Genomic DNA, 21659 nt, shown 5'->3' on the forward strand with positions numbered 1-21659 from the left:
GGTCACGCTTTTCAGTTCGGAGATCGACGCGCAAGCCAGTCGATTGCCGGAAGAGCAACGCGCACAGGCGCTGCAGATCGCACAGGAATGGGGCTACGCCACACCGGCCGAAAGGCAGGAAACCCAGGACTGGAACGCCGAAAACGGCTACTGCTCGCACGGAATCGAACTGGGTTATTGCCCGTCCGGTTGCGATTCGGACTATTGAGGTCCGGCACACGTCATCGCCGCTTGCGCGGCTTTTCTCCACCCCTTGGGGCAGCACCTGCCTCAGGGGCGGTGCTGTTTCCGATTCACCGAGGACATCACCATGAGTCGGCACTACTTCGACACCGTTCACAAGGGCTTTCCCATCACCGTCGTACTGGGCTGGGACCGGCCGGCAAATTACTTCTTCCTATTCATCGAAAAGCCGGCCGAGCTGATCGACGATACCGCGAAGGTCGAGAGCGACGACTTCTTGTACAGCAACCTGCACGAGAGCGACCCGTTCAACCACTACTGACCTGCCCCCTTTCTCAGGGCCACTAGCTACTTAGTAGAGTCCAGGTTGGGGAGCATACCGCTCCGGTGGGTCAGGTTTCGATCAGCGGTCGAACCAGTCAAGGCACCTTCGTTGCGCAGCGCGGCGGCGAACTCGGCAGGCGTGCATTTGGGCAGTGAGCTGTGCGGACGCACCTCGTTGTAGTCCTTGCGCCAGATGGCGATTACCGCCCGTGCGTGCTCGAGCGAGATAAACCAGTTTTCGTTCAAGCATTCGTCCCGGAACTTGCCGTTGAAGCTCTCCACATAGGCGTTCTGCGTGGGTTTCCCTGGCTGGGTCAGCACAAGCGTCACGCCGTTGGCGGTCGCCCACTGGTCCAGCGCCCGGCCGGTAAACTCGGGTCCCTGGTCGGTCCTGATCGCCGCGGGGTAGCCGCGGAAACGGCATACCGCATCCAGGATGTCGGCCACGTTCTGGCCATTTATCCTCCGGCCGACGGCGATTTCCACCGCTTCCTTGGTGCAATCGTCCACCACCGTCAGGCACTTGATCGGGCGCCCGTTGGCCAGGGCGTCGAAGACGAAGTCCATCGACCAGGTGTGGTTGGGCCCCGACGGCAGCTGCAGCGGACGGCGCTCGACGGCCACGCGATCGCGCTTGCGGCGCTTGCGCACCGCCAGGCCAGCGTTGCGGTACAGCCGGTAGATTCGCTTGTGGTTGGCGATCCAGCCCTCCCGTTCCAGCAGGATGTGCAGCCGTCGGTAGCCGAACCGGCGACGTTCGCCCGCCAACGCAACGAGCCTGGCCTGCAACGGCGCGTTCGCCATGCGCGGCTGGTAGTGCAACACGCTGCGTGACAAGCCCAGTGCCCGGCAGGCCCGCCGCTCCGACAGGCCCAGCTTCGCCCGCACGTCCGCGACGGCAGCCCGTCGCGTCGGCGGGCTCAGTATTTTCCCCGCGCCACGATCCTCAGCGCTTCGTTGTCCAACATCGACTCGGCCAACAGCTTTTTGAGCCGCGCGTTCTCCGCTTCCAGTGCCTTCAGGCGCTTGGCGTCGGGCACATCCATGCCGCCGAACTTGCGCCGCCACAGGTAGAACGACGCGTCACTGAAGCCGTGCTTGCGGCAAAGCTCCTTGACCGGCGTGCCGGCGGCCGCCTGCTTCAGGAAGCCGATGATCTGCTCTTCGGTGTATCGCTTCTTCATGTCCGTCCTCTTGTGAGACGGACTCTACTAAGATCAGGTTGGCCCGGAAAACGGGGGGCAGGTCACTACCTGGACTACTACCGAGTGGTCCTGCGCCATTTCCACATCGACGTGCCCGAAAGCATGTTCACCGAAGTCCAACAGGACTGCGAGGGCAACGTTGGCAACCGTGTAGTCAAGCATCAGGCCGACGGCTCGTTCACCGAACAGACGTTCTGAACGCCCAAGCGGATCGAACACCTTATCCGCATTCCTTCATCCCTAACGGGGCATTCGCTGCCCCTGCGGGCGGTGCTGCCCCTCATTTCATCGAGGACACCACCATGCACGCACACACTTCATCCACCACGCTGTTCCACATCGACGAATGCCCGGACGTTATGGCCGACGCTTGCGTCGGCGATGACCAGGGCAACCTGATCTTCCTGTCCATCTGGGCGCGCGACACCGCCGTCCAGCAGTTCCTTGCCCGCCTGACCCTCGGGCGCGACGAGCAGGGACTGGACCAGTTCCACATCATCACCGACGAGGGCGGCAGCGTCCCGGTGTTCATCGGCAACGTCGATCGTCTGGAGAAGCGCATCACGCGCGCTTACCGACGCACGCTGTTCGGTTCGCTGTCCAACGTGTGGCTGTTCGACCGGCGCTGCGTCAAGCCCGATAGGGCCAACGCCAGCGCATTGGCACTGCTGCCACGCGACAGCGCCCACCGGCTCGACCGCTTGTGGACGTTGGTGCGGGATACCTGCCCGTTACCGCTACTCGACCACTGGCGCGAGACCGTGCTGGAACTGCTGCAAAGCCGCGAGATGCTGGCCCGCCTTCCGTTCGCCCTCGGGCCGCTGGAAGGCCATCGGCTCGCCATCGACGTGCCGGCGCTGAGCTTGGCGCTGGGCTCCCTGATCCGCAGTGACGCGCTCACCGCCTATCCCTATCCGGCCAAGATTTGGACGCCGGAAGCGGTAGCGGCTTGACCCACCCTCGGAGGCACGCCTTGGCGTGCTTCCGTCATTCATCCCCGCCAACCAGGAGACTTCCATGGCTCTCATGTTCCCGCGGCTCGCCCGCAATTTCGCCAAAAATGGGTACTACCCGACCGACGAACCCACGCTCGAAAGAGCCCTCAACGCACTGATGCCCAGCGACGGGCCGATGTGCATCCTCGATCCCTGCGCCGGTGAAGGCGTGGCAATCGCCGAAGCCTCTCATGCCCTCGGGCGCGAACAGGCCAAGGCGTTCGCCGTCGAATTCGACGCCGAGCGGGCGCGCCATGCCCGCGGCCTGGTCGATCACTGCCTGCACGCGGACCTGATGGACACGATGATCTCCAAGCAGTCCTTCGGACTACTGTGGCTGAATCCACCGTATGGCGACCTGTCCAAGGACGTCAACGGCAACATCGGCTATCAGGGCCAGGGCCGTGCCCGCCTCGAAAAGCTGTTCTATCAGCGTTCGCTGTCGCTGTTGCAATACGGCGGCGTGCTGGTCTTCATCGTCCCCGGCTACGTGCTCGACGCGGAGCTGGTCGGCTGGTTGACGCGCCACTACACCGATCTGCGTATCTACCGAGCGGTGGAAACGCAGTTCAAGCAGGTGGTGATCTTCGGCCGCCGGGTCCGTCAGCGGGAGCTGGCACCCGATGGCGTCAAGGCCGTGCGCAATCTGCTGCTGCAGGTTGGGCTTGGCGAAGTCGAAGCCGAGGAACTGCCGAGCGAATGGCCGTTCCTGCCGTACATCGTCCCCGCCAGTCCGGCCGAGCCGGAGCATTTCTTCCGCGTGACGATGGAGCCCGAACAGTTCGCCGACGAGGTTGGCCGGCTGCAAGGCCTTTGGCCGTCGCTGGACACGCACTTGGGGACCGCGCAGCAGTCGCTGCGTCCACCGGCGCGGGCCTTGTCCCACTGGCATCTCGCCCTGGCTCTGGCCGCGGGCGCGATCTCCGGCGTCGTGCGCTCCCAGACGGGGCGCGTGCTCGTCGTCAAAGGTGACACCCACAAGGACAAGACGCTCCAGCGGGAATTCACCGAACGCGAAGACGGCTCCATCGCCGAGACACGCATCCTCACCGACAAGTTCGTGCCTGTCATCCGCGCGTGGGACATGACGCCTGGCTCCCCGACACGGGGCGAGGTGTTGACCATTCGCTGATCCACCGGACGCGCTGCCGTCCTGCTGTACCAACTCGAAGGAGAAACACCATGATCCCCAATCCGTTCAAGCGGCCTGCGCCGCACAAGCAACCGTTGTTCACACCGAGTACGTTGAAGTTGAGCGAGAAGGTGCATTGGCTGGCCCGGCGAGGCCTGATTGACCCCTTGGCCTATGTCCAGCGCCATGTGCGCGGGGACTGGGGCGAGATCGATGAGGCCACCCGCCAAGCGAACGACGTGGCGATCCAACAGGACAACCTGATGATTTCGCAGTTCAGGATCACGCCGGACCTGGCGCTGATCGTCAAGACCAGCGAAGACCACCAGACCACGGTGGTCCAGCTTCCCGAAGAGCGGGACCTGATCTGAGGCCCCACATCGTCATCTTCATCCACCTGACGGAGCCACTTCACTCCGGCAGGGGTGTCGTGGCCCAATGAACCATCAAGGAGGAGCCCATGGCATCGCATCGTATCGAAACCTACTGCCACAGGCTGACGTTCCCCATTGGGGCGCTCATCTTCAGCAGAGGTATCAACCGCCTGTTCAACGCGGGTCGCCTGGACCCGATTCCGTACTTCAGACGGCACGCCCGCGGCGACTGGGGCGACGTCACCGCCCAGCAATGGGGGAGGCCAACAGCTCTGCGCTTCAATCAGGCGCGCCGCTGGAATCGCACTACGTGATCCACCCGGGACTCGCCATTCGCATCATCACCGATACGGGGCGCAGCATCACCGCCATCGTGCTGCCGTCCGAGGACTGAGCACGGTTCACCCGCGGGCCACCCAGGCCAGCATCTTCAACCACCTTCGGCCACGCGCCGATTCTCCTCCCACCACGGGGCATGCCATTGCCCCGCTGGGGGTGGTGCATGCCCCATTTTTCTTTGGAGCATCACCATGTCCCTCGATCTCGAAACCACTGCCGCTGAAGCCACGCCCGTGCAGGGCGAACTGCTGGACGCGGAATCCAACCCTCTGACCCTGAGCCTTCAGGATTTCGTCGGCGAGTTCGGCGACGAACTGCTCGACGCCCTCAACAGCGCCAACCCGCCGGTCTATACCGGCCAACCGCAGGCGCACCGGCAACTCGTCGTCGCCAGCCTCAAGCGCAAGCTGTTCCCAGCACAGGCCGAAGTCGTCCACGCCGCCGCCGAGCTGCTGATCGACCGTGGCGAACGCGCCGCGATCGTCAATGGCGAGATGGGCTGCGGTAAGACGACCGTCGGCATCGCCGCGGCCGCCGTGCTCAACGCCGAAGGCTACCGCCGCACTCTGGTCCTGTCGCCACCGCACCTGGTTTACAAGTGGCGGCGGGAGATCCAGGAGACGGTGGCCGGCGCCAAGGTATGGGTGCTCAATGGGCCGGATACGCTCGTCAAACTCATCAAGCTGCGTGAGCAGTTGGGTGTGCAGCCCACGGGCCAGGAGTTCTTCGTCCTGGGGCGCGTCAGGATGCGGATGGGTTTCCACTGGAAGCCTGTCTTCACCACGCGACGCACCCGCCACGGCGACGTGGCGGCTTGCCCGGACTGCGGCACGGTTATCACCGACCTCGACGGCGAGCCGGTCAACCCGGTCGCTCTCCAAGCCGATGAGTACCGCAGGAAGTGCAGCCATTGCGCCGCGCCCCTGTGGACGCTGATCCGCCCGCGCAGCCTGTCCGGCAGCGATCAATCCTCGGCCGTGCTCAAAGCCTTGAAGCGCATTCCGACGATCGGGGAAGTCACCGCGCAGAAGCTGATGCAGAAGTTCGGGGACGGGTTCCTGGCATCGATGCTCGGCGACAACATCCACGAGTTCATCAACTTGATGGACGGCAACGGCGAGCTGGTGTTTTCTGACCGTCAGGCCACGCGCATGGAACGTGCGATGGCCAACATGGAGTTCGGCTTCGGCGAGGGCGGCTACCAACCGTCCGAGTTCATCAAGAGGTACCTGCCGCAAGGCACGTTCGACCTGCTGATCGCCGACGAGGCCCATGAGTACAAGAACGGCGGCAGTGCCCAAGGCCAGGCCATGGGCGTGCTGGCGGCGAAGGCTCGCAAGACCTTGCTGCTGACTGGCACGCTGATGGGCGGCTATGGGGACGACCTGTTCTATCTGCTGTTCCGAGCCCTGCCTGGGCGGATGATCGAAGACGGCTACCGCCCGACCACGAGCGGCAGCATGACCTCGGCTGCGATGGCGTTCATGCGCGATCACGGGGTCTTGAAGGACATCTACTCCGAGAGCACCGGCACGGCGCACAAGACGGCCAAGGGCACCAAGGTATCGGTGCGCACGGTCAAGGCCCCGGGCTTCGGCCCCAAGGGCGTCTTGCGCTGCATCCTGCCGTTCACGATCTTCCTCAAGCTCAAGGACATCGGCGGCAACGTCCTGCCGCCTTATGACGAGGAGTTCCGTGAAGTCGCGATGGACACGGCACAAGCCGCGGCCTACCGCGATCTGGCGGGTCGGCTGACCGCCGAGCTGAAACAGGCTCTGGCGCGACGCGATACGACCTTGCTGGGCGTGGTTCTCAACGTGCTGCTGGCCTGGCCGGATTGCTGCTTCCGGTCGGAGACCGTGGTGCATCCGCGCACGCGCAACACCTTGGCGTTCGTCCCGGCTCAGTTCAACGAGTTCGAGGTGACACCGAAAGAGCGCGAGCTGATCGACATCTGCAAAGAGGAGAAGGCACAGGGTCGCAAGGTCCTGGCCTACACGGTCTATACCGGCACGCGCGACACCACGTCGCGCCTGAAGGTGCTGCTGGAGCAGGAGGGCTTCAAAGTGGCGGTGCTGCGCGCGAGCGTGGACGCCAGCCGCCGCGAAGACTGGATCGCCGAGCAACTGGACCGTGGCATCGACGTGCTCATCACTAACCCCGAGCTGGTCAAGACGGGGCTGGACCTGTTGGAGTTCCCGACGATCGTGTTCATGCAGTCGGGCTACAACGTGTACTCGCTCCAGCAGGCGGCACGCCGCTCCTGGCGCATCGGGCAAAAGCAGCCCGTGCGCGTGATCTACCTTGGCTATGCCGGTTCTTCGCAGATGACCTGCCTGGAGCTGATGGCCAAGAAGATCATGGTCTCGCAGTCCACCTCGGGCGACGTGCCTGAATCCGGGCTCGATGTTCTGAACCAGGATGGTGATTCCGTCGAGGTCGCACTGGCCCGGCAATTGGTCGCCGCCTGAACTTCACACAATGCCGACGACCGAGAGGTCGTCGGCTTTTTTTCAGTGCCTTGCATCGTCAAATTGCACCTTGCCGTACACGCTTGGACAGTGATTCAGCGCCCTCTTTGCGCTCGCTGTACCGATCCACCAGATACGGGACCGCGTCGCGCGTGAGCAGCGTGAACTTCATCAGTTCTTCCATCACGTCCACGATGCGGTCGTAATAGGCCGAGGGCTTCATGCGCCCGACCTCGTCGAACTCCTGGTATGCCTTGGCGACCGAGGACTGGTTCGGGATGGTCAGCATCCGCATCCAGCGGCCGAGCACGCGCATCTGGTTGACCGCGTTGAAGGACTGCGAGCCGCCCGACACCTGCATCACCGCCAGCGTCTTGCCCTGGGTCGGGCGCACCGCGCCGACCGACAGCGGAATCCAGTCGATCTGCGTCTTCATCAGGCCGGTCATCGCGCCGTGGCGCTCCGGCGAACTCCACACCATGCCTTCGGCCCATTGCACCAGTTCGTGCAGTTCCTTGACCTTGGGGTGATCAGCGGGTGCATCGTCCACCAGCGGCAGGCCGGACGGATTGAACAATCGGGTTTCACCGCCCAGCGCCCGCAGGATGCGGGCGGCTTCTTCGGCTGCGAGGCGGCTGAACGAGCGTTCGCGCAGCGAGCCGTAGAGCAGCAGGAAGCGCGGCGCGTGGGTGGTCCGTGCCGGCGCGAACAGGTGTTCGGCGTCTGGTTGCTGGAACAGCGCCGCGTCGATGTTTGGCAGGTCGAGGCGGGCTTCAGACACGACGGCCTTTCTCATCAACCAGCGGCTCGCCGTCTTCCTTGTTGAACGCGCCGCGCTGCGGTTGCGGCAGAAGGTCGAGCACGGCTTCCGATGGCCGGCACAGGCGCACACCCAGCGGCGTGACCACGATCGGCCGGTTGATGAGAATGGGATGCTGGAGCATGAAACCGATCAGGTCGTCGTCGCTCCACTTCGGGTTGCCCAGGTCGAGTTCGGCATAGGGCGTACCTTTCTCGCGCAGTATGTCCCGCACCGGCACGCCCATCGCCGCGATCAGCGCCTGGAGCGTGTCGCGGCCGGGCGGCGTCTTCAGGTACTCGATGATGGTCGGTTCCTCGCCGCTGTTGCGGATCAGGCCCAGCACGTTGCGCGATGTGCCGCAGGCTGGGTTGTGGTAGATCGTGATGGTGCTCATGGATGCCTCTTGGAGATTACGAAGTGGTCGCGCGGCGTTCGTACCAGCCGCGTGAGCGGTTGACCACCCGCACCACCAGCAGCATGACCGGCACCTCGATGAGCACGCCGACCACTGTTGCGAGTGCCGCACCGGAATGGAAGCCGAATAGGCTGATGGCGGCGGCCACGGCCAGCTCGAAGAAGTTGCTGGCACCAATCAACGCGGATGGCCCAGCGACGCAGTGCTTTTCGCCCGCCTGGCGGTTGAGCCAGTACGCCAGCCCGGAATTGAAGAACACCTGGATCAGGATCGGCACCGCGAGCATGGCGATCACCAGCGGCTGCCGGATGATGGCCTCGCCTTGGAAGGCGAACAGCAGCACCAGCGTCAGCAACAGCGCGGCGATGGACAACGGGCCGATGCGTTCCAGTGCCCTGTCGAACGCGGCCTGTCCCTTGCGCAGCAGCGCCCGGCGCCAAAGCTGGGCCAGGATGACCGGAATGACGATGTACAAACCCACCGACACCAGCAAGGTGTCCCAAGGCACCGTGATCGAGGACAGGCCCAGCAGCAGGCCGACGATGGGTGCGAAGGCGAGCACCATGATGGTGTCGTTCAAGGCCACTTGCGACAGCGTAAATGCCGGATCGCCGCCAGTCAGTCGGCTCCAAACGAAAACCATTGCGGTGCACGGTGCGGCAGCCAGCAGGATCAGGCCGGCGATGTAGCTGTCGAGTTGGTCGGCGGGCAGCCAATCAGCAAAAGCGTGGCGGATGAAGATCCACGCCAGAAGTGCCATTGAGAACGGCTTGACGGCCCAATTGATGAACAGCGTGATCCCCATGCCTCGCCAATGCTGGCGCACCTGGCCGAGCGCGGCGAAGTCCACCTTCAGCAGCATAGGGATGATCATCACCCAGATCAGCAAGCCCACCGGCAGGTTGACTTGAGCGATCTCCATGCGGCCGATGGCCTGGAATGCGGCGGGCGCGAACTGGCCCAGAGCGATACCCGCGATGATGCACACCGCCACCCATAGCGTCAGGTAACGCTCAAAGCCGCTCATGGCGGAGTTTGCTGGCGCGGGGCCGGCGGTATCGGTTGCGCTCATCGGTTCAGGCCTCACTGGCGGCCGATGTCGCGCAGTTCGCGCTGCAACGACATGGCATCTAGACTCTTGATCGGCAGCGACAGGAACAACTCGATGCGTCGGCGCAGCGTCATGGCGGTATCGAAGAACGCCTTGCTTTGTCGTTCCAAGGAGCCTTCCACGGCAGCCGGGTCAGGCACGCCCCAATGCGCCGACACCGGCTTGCCCGGCCATAGAGGACAAGCCTCGCCGGCTGCGTTGTCGCAGACGGTGAAGATGAAATCGAACACCGGCGCATCGGGCTTCACGAACTCGTCCCAGCTCTTGCTGCGGTAGCCCGTTGTCGGAAGGTGCAGCCGCTCCAGCGTGGCGAGCGCCAGCGGGTGAACTTCGCCTTTCGGATGGCTACCTGCCGACCAGGCGTGAAACCGCCCCTGGCCCATGTCGTTGAGGATGCCTTCGGCGAGGATGGAGCGGGCCGAATTGCCCGTACAGATGAACAAGGCGTTGTAAGTGGTATCGGTCATGGTCAGCAGCAGGTCTTGGATGGAGAAACCTCGCATACGCCACCTTGGCAGCAATGCTCGGTCAGGTAGCCGATGAGGCCGTTCATGTGGCCGTACTCGGCCCGATAGATCAGGTTGCGACCCTGCTGCTCGATGGTGACGAGGCCGGCATGGGCCAGCTCCTTCAAGTGGAAGGACAAGGTGTTGCGGGCCACGTCGAGCTGGTCGGCTAGCGTGCTTGGCGTCAGTCCGCCCGGGCCAGCAACGACCAAGGCGCGGAACACGCGCAGGCGCTGGGTGTGAGCCAGGGCGTTTAAGGCGGAAATGGCTTGATCTTCTTGCATGGTTCGATAATACAACAATTATTGAATCAATGTGCAAACCACAGTTGGGTTTGCGGGTTGCGCTATGTGTTGGACTGCAAAAGCGGGTAGCTCCCAGTTCGCATTCCTGACTGACCGCGCCGCCGCGCGCGGCCAAGGTATCGGCATCGCAACAGAAGAGCCGATGCCATGCCCGCAATCCATGTATCCCGGCACTTGGTCGGCGCCGGCCTCCTGGCCGCAGCCCTGGCCAGTGGCTGCGCGACCACCACGGCGCCGCTCGCACCCGATGCCATCGAGGAAGTCTCGGCCGCGCCCGAACCCGAGGCGCCCGAGTACATCCCGGTCGTGCGCTACGGCCGCTACACGCTGGTCGAGTTGGCACCCACGGCAGCGCAGCGCGACCTGCTGTTGCAGACCATCGACGTGTCCATGCCCGAGGATGCCCGCGCCACGGTCGGCGACGGGATGCGGCATGTGCTCAAGCGCAGCGGCTACGGCCTTTGCGAGACCGCGCATGCCGTGATCGAACTGTACGCGCTGCCGCTGCCGGCGGCACATCTGCATCTCGGCCCCATGACCTTGCGCCATGCGCTGCTCACGCTGGCTGGGCCGTCCTGGGAACTGCACGCGGATGACCGCGCACGGCAAATCTGCTTCGATCGGCCCGGCGACCGTGCAGTCGCCGAGTCCCCATCCGGGCCACTCGCCACCGAGACGGTGCAGACGTTCCCGCTGGCGCCTGCGGTTTCGGGAGGCCAGCCATGAATGCCTCGCATCCCGCCCAACGCTCAACCGCGGCGGTTGTCATACAGAGCCTGTTCTGGCTTTGGCTGATCGGCCTCAGTGTCATCGTGGCGCTGGGCTACCTGGCGATGCGCGATCAAACCGACCAGGATCGGCTGGATTCCCGCCTGCAGCGCCTGGAAGCGCAGGCGACTGGCCTGGCCGAGACCATCGAGGCCATCCAGCAGCGCCCAGCCGTCGCAACGGCCGCTGACCTCAAGGACACCCGCCAAGTCCTGGAAGCACGCGCTGCCCAGGTCGAGAAGTCGCTGAGCGGCTATGCCGCCGCTGATGACCTTCAGGCGCTACGCGCCGAAATCGAGCAGATCAAGACGCGCCAGACCGCCGCGCGTGCCGCAGCCCCCGCCCAGCCGCGCGCATCACGCCCGGCCGCCGCCTCCAAGGCCGAACCGCCGCCGCTGCCGTTCCGCGTCGTCGGCGCCGAACTGCGCGCTGGCCAGCGCAGCGTGTCCGTCGCGCCGAGCACCGGGGACTTCATGCCCGCCCAACTTCAGGTGCTGCTGCCCGGGGATGCGGTCGGCCCGTGGCGCCTGCAGGCGATCGAGGGCAACACCGCAGTGTTCCAGGCCGGCAACCAGACCCGCCGTGTGGCGATTCCCTGACCGGAGCACCCCATGAAGCCGTCGATCCTCCTTTCCGCGCTCGTGTTGGCGTCGGTGCAGTGGCCCATCTGGGCGCAGCAGCCCGCAACGGCCCCGGCGCGCAATGCGCAAAGCCAGGAGCGCCCGCTGGCCGCCCGCGTGCTGGACGATCGGGCGGCCAGTGAATGGGGCCTGCAACCGCAGGAGTGGACTCGCTATCGCGAGCTGATGGACGGGCCGCTGGGCATCTACTCGCCCAACCTGGACCCGCTGTCCGCCCTGGGCATCGAGGCACGCACTGACGAAGAGCGGCGGCGCTACGCAGAGCTGCAGGTGCAGGTCGAAGCGCGCCGCGTCGAGAAGCTGCTCGCCTACCAGCGCGCCTACGACGAAGCCTGGCAGCGCCTGAACCCCGGCATGCAGCGCGTGAACCTGCCCGACGACAAGCCCGGCGCCGGTCCCGTGCGTGGTAGAGGCCGCACCGCGGTGTTCGTCAAGGATGGCTGCGCTGCCTGCGGGCAGCTCGTACAGCGTCTGCAATCCTCAGGCGCCGATTTCGACCTGTACATGGTCGGAAGCCGCCAGGACGACGCGCGCATCCGCGACTGGGCCAAGCGCGCGCAGATCGACCCGGCGCGCGTGCGCGCCGGCAGCATCACGCTCAACCACGATGGCGGCCGCTGGCTGTCGCTGGGCCTGCCCGGTGATTTGCCCGCAGCCGTGCGCGAGGTGAACGGCCAATGGCAGCGCCAGCCGTAGCTGCCCCCGTATCGCAGTTCTTGCGCGCACTGGTGCTCTCTGCAGGCGTGTATGCCAGCACCCCCCATGCCCAGGAGGTGCCGCCACCGGCCTACCAGCTTGCCGCCCAGCGCGCGGGCATCCCTTCGACGGTGCTCTACGCCGTGGCCTTGCAGGAGAGCGGCATCCGGCGCAACGGGCGCATCGTCCCATGGCCGTGGTCCCTCAACGTCGCCGGCCAATCGCGCCGCTTCGCCACGCGCGCCGACGCCTGCGCTGGCCTGCAGCAGGCGATGCGCGCCACGCCGCACACGCGCATCGACGCGGGCCTGGGCCAGATCAACCTTGGCTACCACAAGCACCGCTTCACCGGCGCGTGCGATCTGCTGGACCCGTACCGCAACCTCGCCGTTGCCGCCGAGATCCTGAAGGAGCAGCACACCCCCGGCGAGGACTGGCTGCTGGCGATCGGCCGCTACCACCGCCCCGCTGGCGGCGAGCCCGCCGTCCGCTATCGGCGCAGCGTGTCCCGCCACCTTGCCCGCGTGCAGGGCACGCGCCCAACCGCCGCGGTCTTCGCCGCGCGCCAGGAGACCTCCCCATGACGAAACCCCATCCGGTCCAACTCGCGCTCACGGGCCTGCTCATGCTGCTGTCAGGCCTGCCGCTGGCCTCGCGTGCTGGCGAGCCGCTGATCGTGGTCGAGGACCGTGGCGGCACGTCGGCATTGCCGTACTACGAAGCCCTGAACCTCCAGCCGCGCGCCAACGCGCCGGCCCGCCCCCCCATCCCGACGCCCCGGGTTCCCGCCACGCCAGCGGACGAAGCCGCGATGCTGCCGGTGCGCAGCAGCAAGCTCACGCCCGGTACCGTCGCGCGGCGCGTGATCGAAGCGCCCGGCCTGCGGCCGTTCGCGGTCATCGGCGACGACGAGGCTTCCCGGGTCTGGTTGCAGCGCCGCGCCGCCGCTTTGCGTGAACGCGGCGCGGTCGGCCTGGTGGTCAACGTCGAGACCGCGCAGAGCCTGGCACGGCTGCGCGCTCTGGTGCCTGGCGTACCGCTCGCGCCCGTGGCCGGCGACGACCTGGCCGATCGCCTGGGCCTGCGGCACTACCCGGCGCTGATCACGGCCACCGGCATCGAGCAATGAAGCCATGTCAGGCAAACAGCCGGTCGAGGTTCTGCTACGCCCAGCGGTGGAGCTATACACCGTCGCGGCGTGTGCAGGCGCCGCGTTTCTGTGCCTGGTGGCCCCATGGTCGCTCGCGCTGAGCCCGGCCATGGGCATCGGCAGCGCCTTGGCGTTCGGCGCCTACGGCGCGATCCGCTACCGCGATGCCCGCATCATCCTGCGCTACCGGCGCAACATCCGCCGTCTGCCGCGTTACGTGATGACCAGCAAGGACGTGCCGGTCAGCCAGCAGCGCCTATTCGTGGGGCGCGGCTTTCTCTGGGAGCAGAAGCACACGCATCGGCTGATGCAGACGTACCGGCCCGAGTTCCGCCGCTACGTCGAGCCGACGCCGGCCTACCGGCTGGCCAGGCGCCTGGAGGAACGGCTGGAGTTCGCGCCATTGCCGCTCTCTCGCCTGCCGAAGCTCACCGGCTGGGACGTGCCTTTCAACCCCGTGCGCCCGTTGCCGCCTGTCGGCGGCCTGCCAAGGCTGCACGGCATCGAGCCCGACGAAGTGGACGTCAGCCTGCCGCTGGGCGAGCGCGTCGGGCACTCGCTGGTGCTGGGCACCACGCGGGTGGGCAAGACGCGCCTGGCCGAATTGTTCGTCACGCAGGACATCCGCCGCAGGAATGCTGCCGGCGAGCATGAGGTCGTCATCGTCATCGACCCCAAGGGGGATGCCGATCTCTTGAAACGGATGTACGTCGAAGCCCAGCGCGCTGGCCGCGAAGGCGAGTTCTACATCTTCCACTTGGGCTGGCCGGAAATCAGCGCCCGCTACAACGCCGTGGGCCGCTTCGGTCGGATCTCGGAAGTGGCGACACGCATCGCGGGGCAGCTCTCCGGCGAAGGCAACAGCGCGGCGTTCCGCGAGTTCGCATGGCGCTTCGTGAACATCATCGCCCGCGCCCTGGTGGAACTGGGGCAGCGCCCGGACTACATGCTGATCCAGCGCCACGTCATCAACATCGACGCGCTGTTCATTGAGTACGCCCAGCACTACTTTGCCAAGACGGAGCCCAAGGCCTGGGAGGTGATCGTCCAGATCGAGGCCAAGCTCAACGAGAAGAACATCCCAAGGAACATGATCGGGCGCGAGAAGCGTGTGGTGGCGCTGGAGCAATACCTCTCCCAGGCGCGCAACTACGACCCTGTGCTCGATGGCCTGCGCTCGGCGGTGCGCTACGACAAGACCTACTTCGACAAGATCGTTGCATCGCTGCTGCCGCTGCTGGAAAAGCTCACGAGCGGCAAGATCGCCCATCTCCTGGCGCCGAACTACTCCGACCTGGCCGACCCGCGCCCGATCTTCGACTGGATGCAGGTCATCCGAAAGCGGGCCATCGTCTATGTGGGTCTGGATGCGTTGTCTGACGCCGAGGTCGCCGCAGCGGTCGGCAATTCGATGTTCTCTGACCTGGTTTCGGTGGCCGGACACATCTACAAGCACGGAATCGACGATGGCCTGCCGGGCGCATCGGCTGGTGCGCGCGTGCCGATCAACGTGCATGCGGACGAGTTCAATGAATTGATGGGTGACGAGTTCATTCCGCTCATCAACAAGGGCGGTGGCGCGGGCCTACAAGTCACCGCCTACACGCAAACGCTTTCGGACATCGAGGCCCGCATCGGAAATCGCGCGAAGGCCGGCCAAGTGATCGGGAATTTCAACAATTTATTCATGTTGCGCGTGCGCGAGACGGCCACCGCGGAACTGCTGACGAGGCAGTTGCCGAAGGTCGAGGTCTATACGACCACCATCGTCTCGGGCGCGACGGACAGCTCAGACATCCGCGGCGCGACGGACTTCACGTCGAACACCCAGGACCGCATCAGCATGTCCAGCGTGCCGATGATCGAGCCGTCACACGTCGTCGGTCTGCCCAAGGGCCAGTGCTTCGCGCTGCTGCAGGGCGGCCAGCTTTGGAAGGTACGCATGCCGCTGCCGGCGCCGGACCCGGATGAAGTGATGCCGGCGGACCTGCAGCAACTGGCCGGGTACATGCGCCAGAGCTACAGCGAGGCCACGCAGTGGTGGGAGTTCACCAGCTCGCCGGCCTTGCAGGATGCGGCCTTGCCCGACGACCTGCTGGACGATGCCGCTGCGGCCGAGCCCGGCGCGGTGGCCACTGGCGCCGACGATGGCTCGGGCAACGAGGCCGTGCCATGAAGGATGCCACCTCGACCGCGCAGCGGGAGCAGAACCAACGCCAAGGCTTGATCGTCGGCACCATCACCTTACCGTTCCGGCTGCTCGGGGTGCTCATTGGCTCGCTGCTGTTCTCGATCGTGGTGGAGTGCGTCGGCATGCACCTGTTCTGGAAGGACCAGGGCTGGCGCCACTCCCAGCAGATGCTGCAGTACGAACTCGGGCACCTGTCCAACCACTTCACGCGCAGCGTGGTGGTGCAGGAGCCCGGGCGCACGGCGCACGAGCTGGTGGATACCGGGTACGAGTGGGTGTTCGTGCGCTCGGGGTTGCTGGAGCGCATGAGCCAGACCGCCGAGCGCGTCCGCGCGCCCAGCCACGGGCAGAGCCGCAACTTCCGCTACTACATCAGCCAGGTCTATGTCTGGGCCGAAAGCTACCTGATCGCTGCGGCCTTCACGACGCTCACCTTCCTGGTGCGCCTGCTGGTCCTGGTGCTCACGCTGCCGCTGATCCTCACGGCGGCATTCGTCGGCCTGATTGACGGCCTGGTGCGACGGGATGTGCGCCGGTTCGGCGCGGGCCGCGAATCCGGCTTCATCTACCACCGCGCGAAGGCCAGCCTGATGCCGTTGGCCGTGCTGCCTTGGGTCACCTATCTCGCTCTGCCCATATCGGTGCATCCTCTGGTCATCCTGCTGCCCAGCGCGGCGATGCTGGGGATGGCAGTCAGCCTGACCGCAGGCAGCTTCAAGAAGTACTTATGAGGTGACACGGGCGGCACTGCTCTGCAAAGCCGTGTGCCGTTCATCGGTTCTGCAGGGTATCAAGAGCAGCATCCAACGCCGTAACCGCCTCGACGACCGTTCTTACCGTCGCCCGATCGAACTCATGATCGCGCTGAGCGTCGTGCACACCGCTATTGAGGTAACCCCATTCAATACTCGTACCGCTGACATTGAGCAGCCTGACCAACGCCCCTACGGCATCCGGCGCACCCGCATGTTGCGCCGCGATACGCTCGACGGCCGACCGCAACTTGGTGCATTTATTGTTCAGCTCCCAAGGCGCGCGGGGCCCGCTCAGCTTGATGTCGATCCGGCCGTCCGCCCGCCGACCCAGCCACGTCCACAGGCGGTCCGTCAGACTCTCCAGCGCCGGCCGGGCCTGGCGCAGTGCCTCGCGTTTCTCGTCAGCCGCCAACGCCTGCTGGGCCAGAAGAACATAGTTCTTCGCTGGCGGGTCGCTGTCGACCCGCAGTTCGTGCTCTCCCTGATGCGGGAGAAACTTGTAGCGCTTGATGGCCGCGGCGCGGCGCACGCCCAACTCCTGCTGGATGCGGTGCAGGAACTCCTCTGCGTGCGAGGTGAGGATAACCTGCTTGCCGTGGAGCAAACCGTCCTCGAAGAAGGTACGCCAGATGCCATCGCGATGGTCGTCGTCTATCGCATTGACGACGTCATCGAAGATGACCACGGGGCAGCCCTGCGCGAGGTTCTTGGCAAGCAGAATCGCCAGACCCAAGCATTTGATGTGCCCTTCGCTGAAGACGATCAACGCGTCGTAGCGCACGCCCGGCTCGCCGGCGAACTCCACCTCGATCTTGCCGTTCTCGGCCACGGGCAACCACAGCGCGTGCAGCAGATCGCCGGGCGGATCGGCCCGGTTGAATGCGTTGTAGAGATGGCGGGCTTGGTCTCCCAGCCCCTGTAGCAGAACCCCCGGCAGAGCGGTCAGGTATGCCTGAATCTCGGGTAGGAAGCCGTCGTAGGCGGCCTTGACCCGCTGATGGTGCACCACCACCGGCATTTCGTCCGTGGCCGCCTGGATCAGGCCGCGGTTCGCGTCGTCGAATTGGGCCACGGTTTGGCGGGCGGCCGCCAGCTCCTGATCCGCAGTCGTGCGCATGGTCCGCAGCCGTTCGATCTCCAGCTGATGCTGTTGCAGGCGGTCGCGCTCCTGGGCCATCGCGCCGCGCTGGGCATGCACGTCGCGCGCCTGCGCGTCGAAGCCTTCGATGATCTGTGCGATCCGTAAGAGGGCTTGCCAGGCGCGCTGGTCCCCATTCACCCAGCCGCCGAGCCAATTGCCCGCCGACGTGGGAGGCAGCAGTGGCAGGCCCGCGGCCTGCGATTCGGCAGGACAAGCGACCCCAGCCGCCGCCACCACGCGGCGCATTTCGTCCCACAGCGCTCGGACCGCCTCGCTCAACTGCGTCCGATGCCCGGCCTCCTGCTGCTGCAGGACGGCCAGTTGCGCGAGCTGCTCCAGGCCCATTCGCGCCCTGGCGAACGGGTCCTGTGCCACAGCGGCCAGTCCGGTTCCACATGCCGGACACGCGGTCGCCCCGTCCGCCAACGCTTGCACGGCCTCGTAGAGCTTCGCGTACGACACCTCGCCCGCGCGGGCCGCGAGTTGCGCGGAAGACGCTTGCCACAGTCCCTGGACGCGGTAGGCCTCTGCCAGCAACGCTTGCAGGCGGGCCTGGGTCACCTCGTGAATGGCAGGCGGGTTGGCGTCCAGCTGAGCCTGGACATACGGTAGCCGTCCTTGCTGCTGCGGCGTACCCAGCAGCCAGTCCACGCAGGCTTGATAGGTCGCGCCAGGTGACATGCGCTGCGCCAAAGCTTGTTCCAGGCCCTCGACCGCTGCGATCTTCTGCGGGTAGGCGGCGATGGTCTGTTCGGAGCTCGCCAACCGCAGGCGACGCTGCGCCAGCTGCGCCGCCTGCACGCCGGCAAGCATCAGGTCCTGATCGAGCGAGGGGTTGAAGCCGCGCACGAACTCGCTGAACTGGTCCACGCCGAACAGGGTGGCGATGAGCTGGCGCTGATCGCTCGGGGTCCGCGCGGCGATTCGGGCGAAATCGTCGAGGCGGTTCTTCTCGATGAAGCAGAAGCGATACTCAGCTTCGTCGGGCTGGACGGCCTGCGCTTCGCCCGCCGCCGTAGACGACAGGACTGGCGCGACGTGGCGGCGCAGGCGAGCGTTGTTGCAGTACGTCCGCTGGTCGACCCGCTTGGCCTGCGCTTCGCTGATCGAACCGAGCATCGCCACTTCCAAGGCTTCGCAGAAGCTGCTCTTGCCGGTGCCGTTGGCACCGTAGACCAAGGTGATGTCATGGCTGAGGTCGAACGTCTCCTGCCGCATGAATCCTCGAAACGGCCCGACTTCGAGCTGGTGCAGTCGCCCGAGCGCCGGCCCGTTTTCGGGGCCGCGCGCGTCCCCGTCGTAGGCGACAGGCATTTGCGCCAGATGCGCGATGGCCAGCGGCGCCAAGCGCGTGGAGCGCCCCCGGCGTGCAGCACCGACCTCGGCCAGTGGCTGCAGGTGATCGAGCACCAGGTGCGCCAGCCGGCGCACGTCGTCGTGCACGTGCCGCTGCGCCAAGTGCGCCAGGAACCGGTGGTACTCCGAACGTATGCTTGCCACAGCGCCCCCTCACTTGGTCAACCACTGACCGTAAGCCTCCACATCGATCATGGGGACCGTTCCACTGAACTGAAGCTGCGCGATCAGCTTGAAAAGAAACGCGGTCGCCGGCTTGTTTTCGTTGGTGTAGCTGTACGCGCCGCTGGCTTGGTCATAGAAAAAGTGCCCGTGGGCGGCAACGCATCCGATGTCCAGACGCCCCTCGGTGAGGTTTGCGTTCAGCGCCTTGTCCATGGATGGACCCAATGCAGGACTCCATTCGCTCTCGAAGGTGAGCAAGCCACCCAGAATCGGAATCAACGGCTTCGCTGGGTAGGTCCCGCCAGCGTGCGGGATCGGCAGGCTCGTGCGGTGCAGCCTGCGCACACTGGCGACCTTCTCCTGGGCATAGGCCACAAGCCCCGCGTCAGCCGTCTGCTTGGCCTCGAAAACGGCGTACACGCTTTCGGCTGGAATGATCGTCTCGTTCTCGTAGGTGAAGATAAAAGGCGAATATTGCCGATCAAACACCACCACATCGATCTGCTGGCTGAAGTTCCCCAGGCTGTCCACCACATGCGCCTTGGCCGCCTGGTACCGTTTGGGCAGATAGGTATCCAGCATGTCGATCCAGACGTTCTCGCTCGCATCCCCCTTCGTACCCGGGTGACCGAAGGTCTTGCGTACTACGGACAAGCGCTGCTGGATGTCCTCATGCAGGGACGACAGGAGCTGGGAAAGCGACCACTGGGACATGCTGTACCTCGATGGGACGTGTATGGAAGCCGATGGAATCAGGACAGTGGGAACTTGGGGCCAAACAGTGCGCGCCAGGCGCGAAGCGCTTCGATATTGCGACCACGACGCGCGTGGTCGATGGCGATGCTTGCGTCCTGGCTCGCCTGGAACAGCAGCTGCTGCGCGCGCTGCTTGCGCGCGGCATCCATATCGTTGCTGATCGCCGGGCCAAGTCCGGCGGGATCCGGCCACTCGTCATGAACTCGATCGGCAAGCGTGGCAAAGAACGACTGGATCTCGCGATCGAACGATCCTCCCCAGCCGCCGTAAAGACACTCAAGGGCCATTACCTCGATCAGGAACGAGGGCTTCACCGGCTTCAGATCGCCGTGCTTGGGATTGTTGTTCCAGTACTTCACCATGCGCACGAGACCTTTCCACTCATTGGCATAGGCTTGGTGCGCTGCGGTCGCCTTGTCCTTATGGATCTCCGGGTCCGTCTTGATCCACTTTCCGGACGCCGTATCGGGGATCTCATACTGGTCGCCGGTGTCGAATGCGGGCACCGCATCCACGCTGACCACCCGGTAGTCCGTGTTGTCCTCCGCGTCGATGTGAACACCGAAATCCACGTTGATCGAGCGCGCCTGTTTGCGCACGGCCGCCGAACCGTATTTCTCCACCAATGCAGAGTGGAAATCATCCAGCACTACCGATGCGGCCTTGCCGTGGTAATGCTTCTCCGAGTCCTTCAGCACGAAGAAGATGTCGATATCCTTGAGCGGCTTCGTCTTCGTGTATCGAGCATAGGAACCGGTCAGGAAGCTGCGCGCAATGCCGAACTTGGTCTGCAGGTAGTCCCGCACTTCGTTCTGGCGTTGCGAGGCATTCTTCTGTTCGCGTTCGTTGAGTTCCAGACGCGACTTGAACTTGCGAAAAGCTTCATCGATCGACAGCATCAGCGTTGCCTCCAATATCCGGCCTGACCCGCCAGGCCGCTGTGTTCGACAGTCGAGCCTAGGCTCTGCTTGACCATTCCATCCGTCGAGCGATAACTTCCTTTGCTCCATCCCTCCACATCAGGTCGCCCTGGCTTTGTATCGAGCATTAACTTGTACTTGGCCTGCGATGGCAGCAGCCCAGCTTTCTTGATCGCGTACTTCAACTGCTCGGTATCTGTCCAGAAGCTGCCGTCGCCATCGGACCACCCATACACGATGTCGATATCCCATCGGGTCACGAGCTTGTCGGTTGCCGGGTTGTAGATCTCCAGAATCACCTTGCGCAGATCACCGGTCCCGAGCCACGTCTTGATGGCTCGGGTATTGCTCTCCCAGCGATCCGCAAAGTGCTCAGGGTCCAGCCCACTGAGCAGGATGATGTCTTTCAAGCTCTTGAGGATGTTGTCGGTCACATAGGTAACCGAGTGCGTGTACGAGTAGGTGGCGACGGTGCTCATGACTTGAGGAAACCTCCGAGGTCGAGCGACAGCGCTTGCCCAGCATCGGCCTGCGCCTGCGTGGCAATTCCTTGGCTCAAGTCCCGTGCAATGATGCGAGAACTGTGCTTTTTGAGCGCGCTTTGCACCCAGCCGAGCTGCTCCTTCGGACACGGCAGCGAGACTCCCCAGTCTCCCTTCAACGGCTCGAACCCCAAGACTTCTTCGTTGGCATCATCACCATCGATCGCGTCTTCGTCGAAGAGGCAGTAGATCCTGGTCCGTGGTCCATCGCATGTCGCAACGATGGGCGCGCTCTTGGGTGCCTGGTCGGCGATCAAGCTGGCGGCCACGCCCGTCACGGCCCTGAGTTCAGAGCGAGCCGTGCCGTCCTTGCCCTGAGTGAGCAGTTCGACAATGGCATCCCATGTCTGCAACGCATCGCGGTGCGGCGAGCTGCGAAACGTCCGGCTGACAACGGTGGTCATTTTTGCTTCCCT

General features: G+C 64.8%; 24 protein-coding genes and 2 pseudogenes. 15 read left to right on the forward strand and 11 right to left on the reverse strand.

What is annotated here, in order from left to right:
• A pseudogene (locus tag F7Q96_RS25175) lies at window positions 1-208 on the forward strand (hypothetical protein); the annotation flags it as partial.
• A 102-nt stretch (window positions 209-310) separates the two neighbouring features.
• A complete protein-coding gene (locus F7Q96_RS25180; protein ID WP_249041721.1) occupies window positions 311-505 on the forward strand; it encodes a hypothetical protein in 195 nt (64 codons plus the stop codon).
• Window positions 506-531: 26 nt separating this feature from the next.
• On the opposite strand, the gene F7Q96_RS25185 is transcribed toward F7Q96_RS25180, so the two are convergent.
• Window positions 532-1691 (reverse strand): IS3-like element ISPa39 family transposase gene (locus tag F7Q96_RS25185; RefSeq protein ID WP_086009122.1). Its coding sequence is split into 2 segments (ribosomal slippage): window positions 532-1433 and window positions 1433-1691, totalling 1161 coding nucleotides; the frame shifts between segments, so codons are not numbered across the junction.
• Between the two features lie 84 nt (window positions 1692-1775).
• Here F7Q96_RS25185 and F7Q96_RS27425 point away from each other — a divergent pair.
• From F7Q96_RS27425 to F7Q96_RS25215, 6 genes and pseudogenes are all read left to right on the forward strand, one after another.
• Window positions 1776-1910 carry a hypothetical protein gene (locus F7Q96_RS27425; protein WP_282960313.1) on the forward strand — a complete coding sequence of 45 codons (135 nt, stop codon included), beginning with the start codon at window positions 1776-1778 and terminating at the stop codon, window positions 1908-1910.
• Between the two features lie 104 nt (window positions 1911-2014).
• Window positions 2015-2665, forward strand: coding sequence for a hypothetical protein (locus tag F7Q96_RS25195; protein WP_006226015.1), 651 nt, complete (start codon window positions 2015-2017; stop codon window positions 2663-2665).
• 40 nt (window positions 2666-2705) lie between these two features.
• Window positions 2706-3839: a DUF6094 domain-containing protein gene (locus F7Q96_RS25200; RefSeq protein ID WP_254919932.1), complete on the forward strand. Its 1134-nt coding sequence runs from the start codon at window positions 2706-2708 to the stop codon at window positions 3837-3839.
• Between the two features lie 50 nt (window positions 3840-3889).
• A complete protein-coding gene (locus F7Q96_RS25205) occupies window positions 3890-4210 on the forward strand; it encodes a hypothetical protein (protein WP_003120017.1) in 321 nt (106 codons plus the stop codon).
• 89 nt (window positions 4211-4299) lie between these two features.
• Window positions 4300-4607 (forward strand): annotated as a pseudogene (locus F7Q96_RS25210) (hypothetical protein).
• A 136-nt stretch (window positions 4608-4743) separates the two neighbouring features.
• Complete coding sequence (locus F7Q96_RS25215) at window positions 4744-7023, forward strand: helicase-related protein (RefSeq protein ID WP_006226018.1); 2280 nt, start codon at window positions 4744-4746, stop codon at window positions 7021-7023.
• Between the two features lie 58 nt (window positions 7024-7081).
• Here the strand turns inward: F7Q96_RS25215 and arsH are convergent, their stop codons facing one another.
• Genes arsH through F7Q96_RS25240 form a run of 5 tightly spaced genes read right to left on the reverse strand, consistent with a single transcriptional unit; the run spans window position 7082 to window position 10141 of the window.
• The gene (gene arsH / locus F7Q96_RS25220; protein ID WP_003120015.1) at window positions 7082-7804 is read right to left on the reverse strand and encodes an arsenical resistance protein ArsH; all 723 of its coding nucleotides are present in this window, start codon (window positions 7802-7804) and stop codon (window positions 7082-7084) included.
• On the reverse strand, window positions 7797-8219 hold the full coding sequence (arsC, locus tag F7Q96_RS25225; protein ID WP_006217715.1) for an arsenate reductase (glutaredoxin): 423 nt from the start codon (window positions 8217-8219) through the stop codon (window positions 7797-7799). The genes arsH and arsC overlap by 8 nt, the downstream gene beginning before the upstream one ends.
• Before the next feature lie 16 nt (window positions 8220-8235).
• On the reverse strand, window positions 8236-9312 hold the full coding sequence (gene arsB, locus F7Q96_RS25230; RefSeq protein WP_006226019.1) for an ACR3 family arsenite efflux transporter: 1077 nt from the start codon (window positions 9310-9312) through the stop codon (window positions 8236-8238).
• An 11-nt stretch (window positions 9313-9323) separates the two neighbouring features.
• Complete coding sequence (locus tag F7Q96_RS25235) at window positions 9324-9818, reverse strand: arsenate reductase ArsC (RefSeq protein WP_006226020.1); 495 nt, start codon at window positions 9816-9818, stop codon at window positions 9324-9326.
• Window positions 9819-9820: 2 nt separating this feature from the next.
• Window positions 9821-10141 carry an ArsR/SmtB family transcription factor gene (locus F7Q96_RS25240; protein ID WP_003120011.1) on the reverse strand — a complete coding sequence of 107 codons (321 nt, stop codon included), beginning with the start codon at window positions 10139-10141 and terminating at the stop codon, window positions 9821-9823.
• A 168-nt stretch (window positions 10142-10309) separates the two neighbouring features.
• On the opposite strand from F7Q96_RS25240, the gene pilL2 reads away from it, so the two are divergent.
• Genes pilL2 through F7Q96_RS25275 form a run of 7 tightly spaced genes read left to right on the forward strand, consistent with a single transcriptional unit; the run spans window position 10310 to window position 16339 of the window.
• Entirely contained in the window at window positions 10310-10888 is a 579-nt protein-coding gene (gene pilL2 / locus F7Q96_RS25245; RefSeq protein WP_006217720.1) for a PFGI-1 class ICE element type IV pilus protein PilL2, read from the forward strand.
• On the forward strand, window positions 10885-11529 hold the full coding sequence (locus F7Q96_RS25250) for a hypothetical protein (RefSeq protein WP_003120009.1): 645 nt from the start codon (window positions 10885-10887) through the stop codon (window positions 11527-11529). The genes pilL2 and F7Q96_RS25250 overlap by 4 nt, the downstream gene beginning before the upstream one ends.
• Before the next feature lie 12 nt (window positions 11530-11541).
• A complete protein-coding gene (locus tag F7Q96_RS25255; RefSeq protein ID WP_003120008.1) occupies window positions 11542-12267 on the forward strand; it encodes a TIGR03759 family integrating conjugative element protein in 726 nt (241 codons plus the stop codon).
• On the forward strand, window positions 12249-12851 hold the full coding sequence (locus F7Q96_RS25260) for a transglycosylase SLT domain-containing protein (RefSeq protein WP_006226021.1): 603 nt from the start codon (window positions 12249-12251) through the stop codon (window positions 12849-12851). The genes F7Q96_RS25255 and F7Q96_RS25260 overlap by 19 nt, the downstream gene beginning before the upstream one ends.
• The gene (locus tag F7Q96_RS25265; protein ID WP_006226022.1) at window positions 12848-13396 is read left to right on the forward strand and encodes an integrating conjugative element protein; all 549 of its coding nucleotides are present in this window, start codon (window positions 12848-12850) and stop codon (window positions 13394-13396) included. The genes F7Q96_RS25260 and F7Q96_RS25265 overlap by 4 nt, the downstream gene beginning before the upstream one ends.
• Before the next feature lie 4 nt (window positions 13397-13400).
• Entirely contained in the window at window positions 13401-15593 is a 2193-nt protein-coding gene (traD, locus tag F7Q96_RS25270; protein WP_006226023.1) for a type IV conjugative transfer system coupling protein TraD, read from the forward strand.
• The gene (locus F7Q96_RS25275) at window positions 15590-16339 is read left to right on the forward strand and encodes a TIGR03747 family integrating conjugative element membrane protein (protein ID WP_006226024.1); all 750 of its coding nucleotides are present in this window, start codon (window positions 15590-15592) and stop codon (window positions 16337-16339) included. The genes traD and F7Q96_RS25275 overlap by 4 nt, the downstream gene beginning before the upstream one ends.
• Window positions 16340-16379: 40 nt before the next feature.
• Here the strand turns inward: F7Q96_RS25275 and F7Q96_RS25280 are convergent, their stop codons facing one another.
• Genes F7Q96_RS25280 through cap8 form a run of 5 tightly spaced genes read right to left on the reverse strand, consistent with a single transcriptional unit; the run spans window position 16380 to window position 21647 of the window.
• Window positions 16380-19004, reverse strand: coding sequence for an AAA family ATPase (locus F7Q96_RS25280; RefSeq protein WP_006226025.1), 2625 nt, complete (start codon window positions 19002-19004; stop codon window positions 16380-16382).
• Window positions 19005-19013: 9 nt separating this feature from the next.
• Window positions 19014-19739 carry a CBASS effector endonuclease NucC gene (nucC, locus tag F7Q96_RS25285; protein WP_003050273.1) on the reverse strand — a complete coding sequence of 242 codons (726 nt, stop codon included), beginning with the start codon at window positions 19737-19739 and terminating at the stop codon, window positions 19014-19016.
• A 38-nt stretch (window positions 19740-19777) separates the two neighbouring features.
• Window positions 19778-20680, reverse strand: coding sequence for a CBASS oligonucleotide cyclase (locus F7Q96_RS25290; protein WP_003090158.1), 903 nt, complete (start codon window positions 20678-20680; stop codon window positions 19778-19780).
• The gene (cap7, locus tag F7Q96_RS25295) at window positions 20680-21180 is read right to left on the reverse strand and encodes a type III CBASS phage resistance system CD-NTase-associated protein Cap7 (protein ID WP_003090159.1); all 501 of its coding nucleotides are present in this window, start codon (window positions 21178-21180) and stop codon (window positions 20680-20682) included. Before cap7 ends, F7Q96_RS25290 begins: the two co-directional genes overlap by 1 nt.
• Window positions 21177-21647, reverse strand: coding sequence for a type III CBASS phage resistance system CD-NTase-associated protein Cap8 (cap8, locus tag F7Q96_RS25300; RefSeq protein ID WP_003090160.1), 471 nt, complete (start codon window positions 21645-21647; stop codon window positions 21177-21179). The genes cap7 and cap8 overlap by 4 nt, the downstream gene beginning before the upstream one ends.
• Between the last annotated feature and the right edge of the window lie 12 nt (window positions 21648-21659).

Source organism: Cupriavidus gilardii (genome assembly GCF_008801915.1).
In the GTDB taxonomy this organism is placed as follows: Bacteria; Pseudomonadota; Gammaproteobacteria; order Burkholderiales; family Burkholderiaceae; genus Cupriavidus; species Cupriavidus gilardii.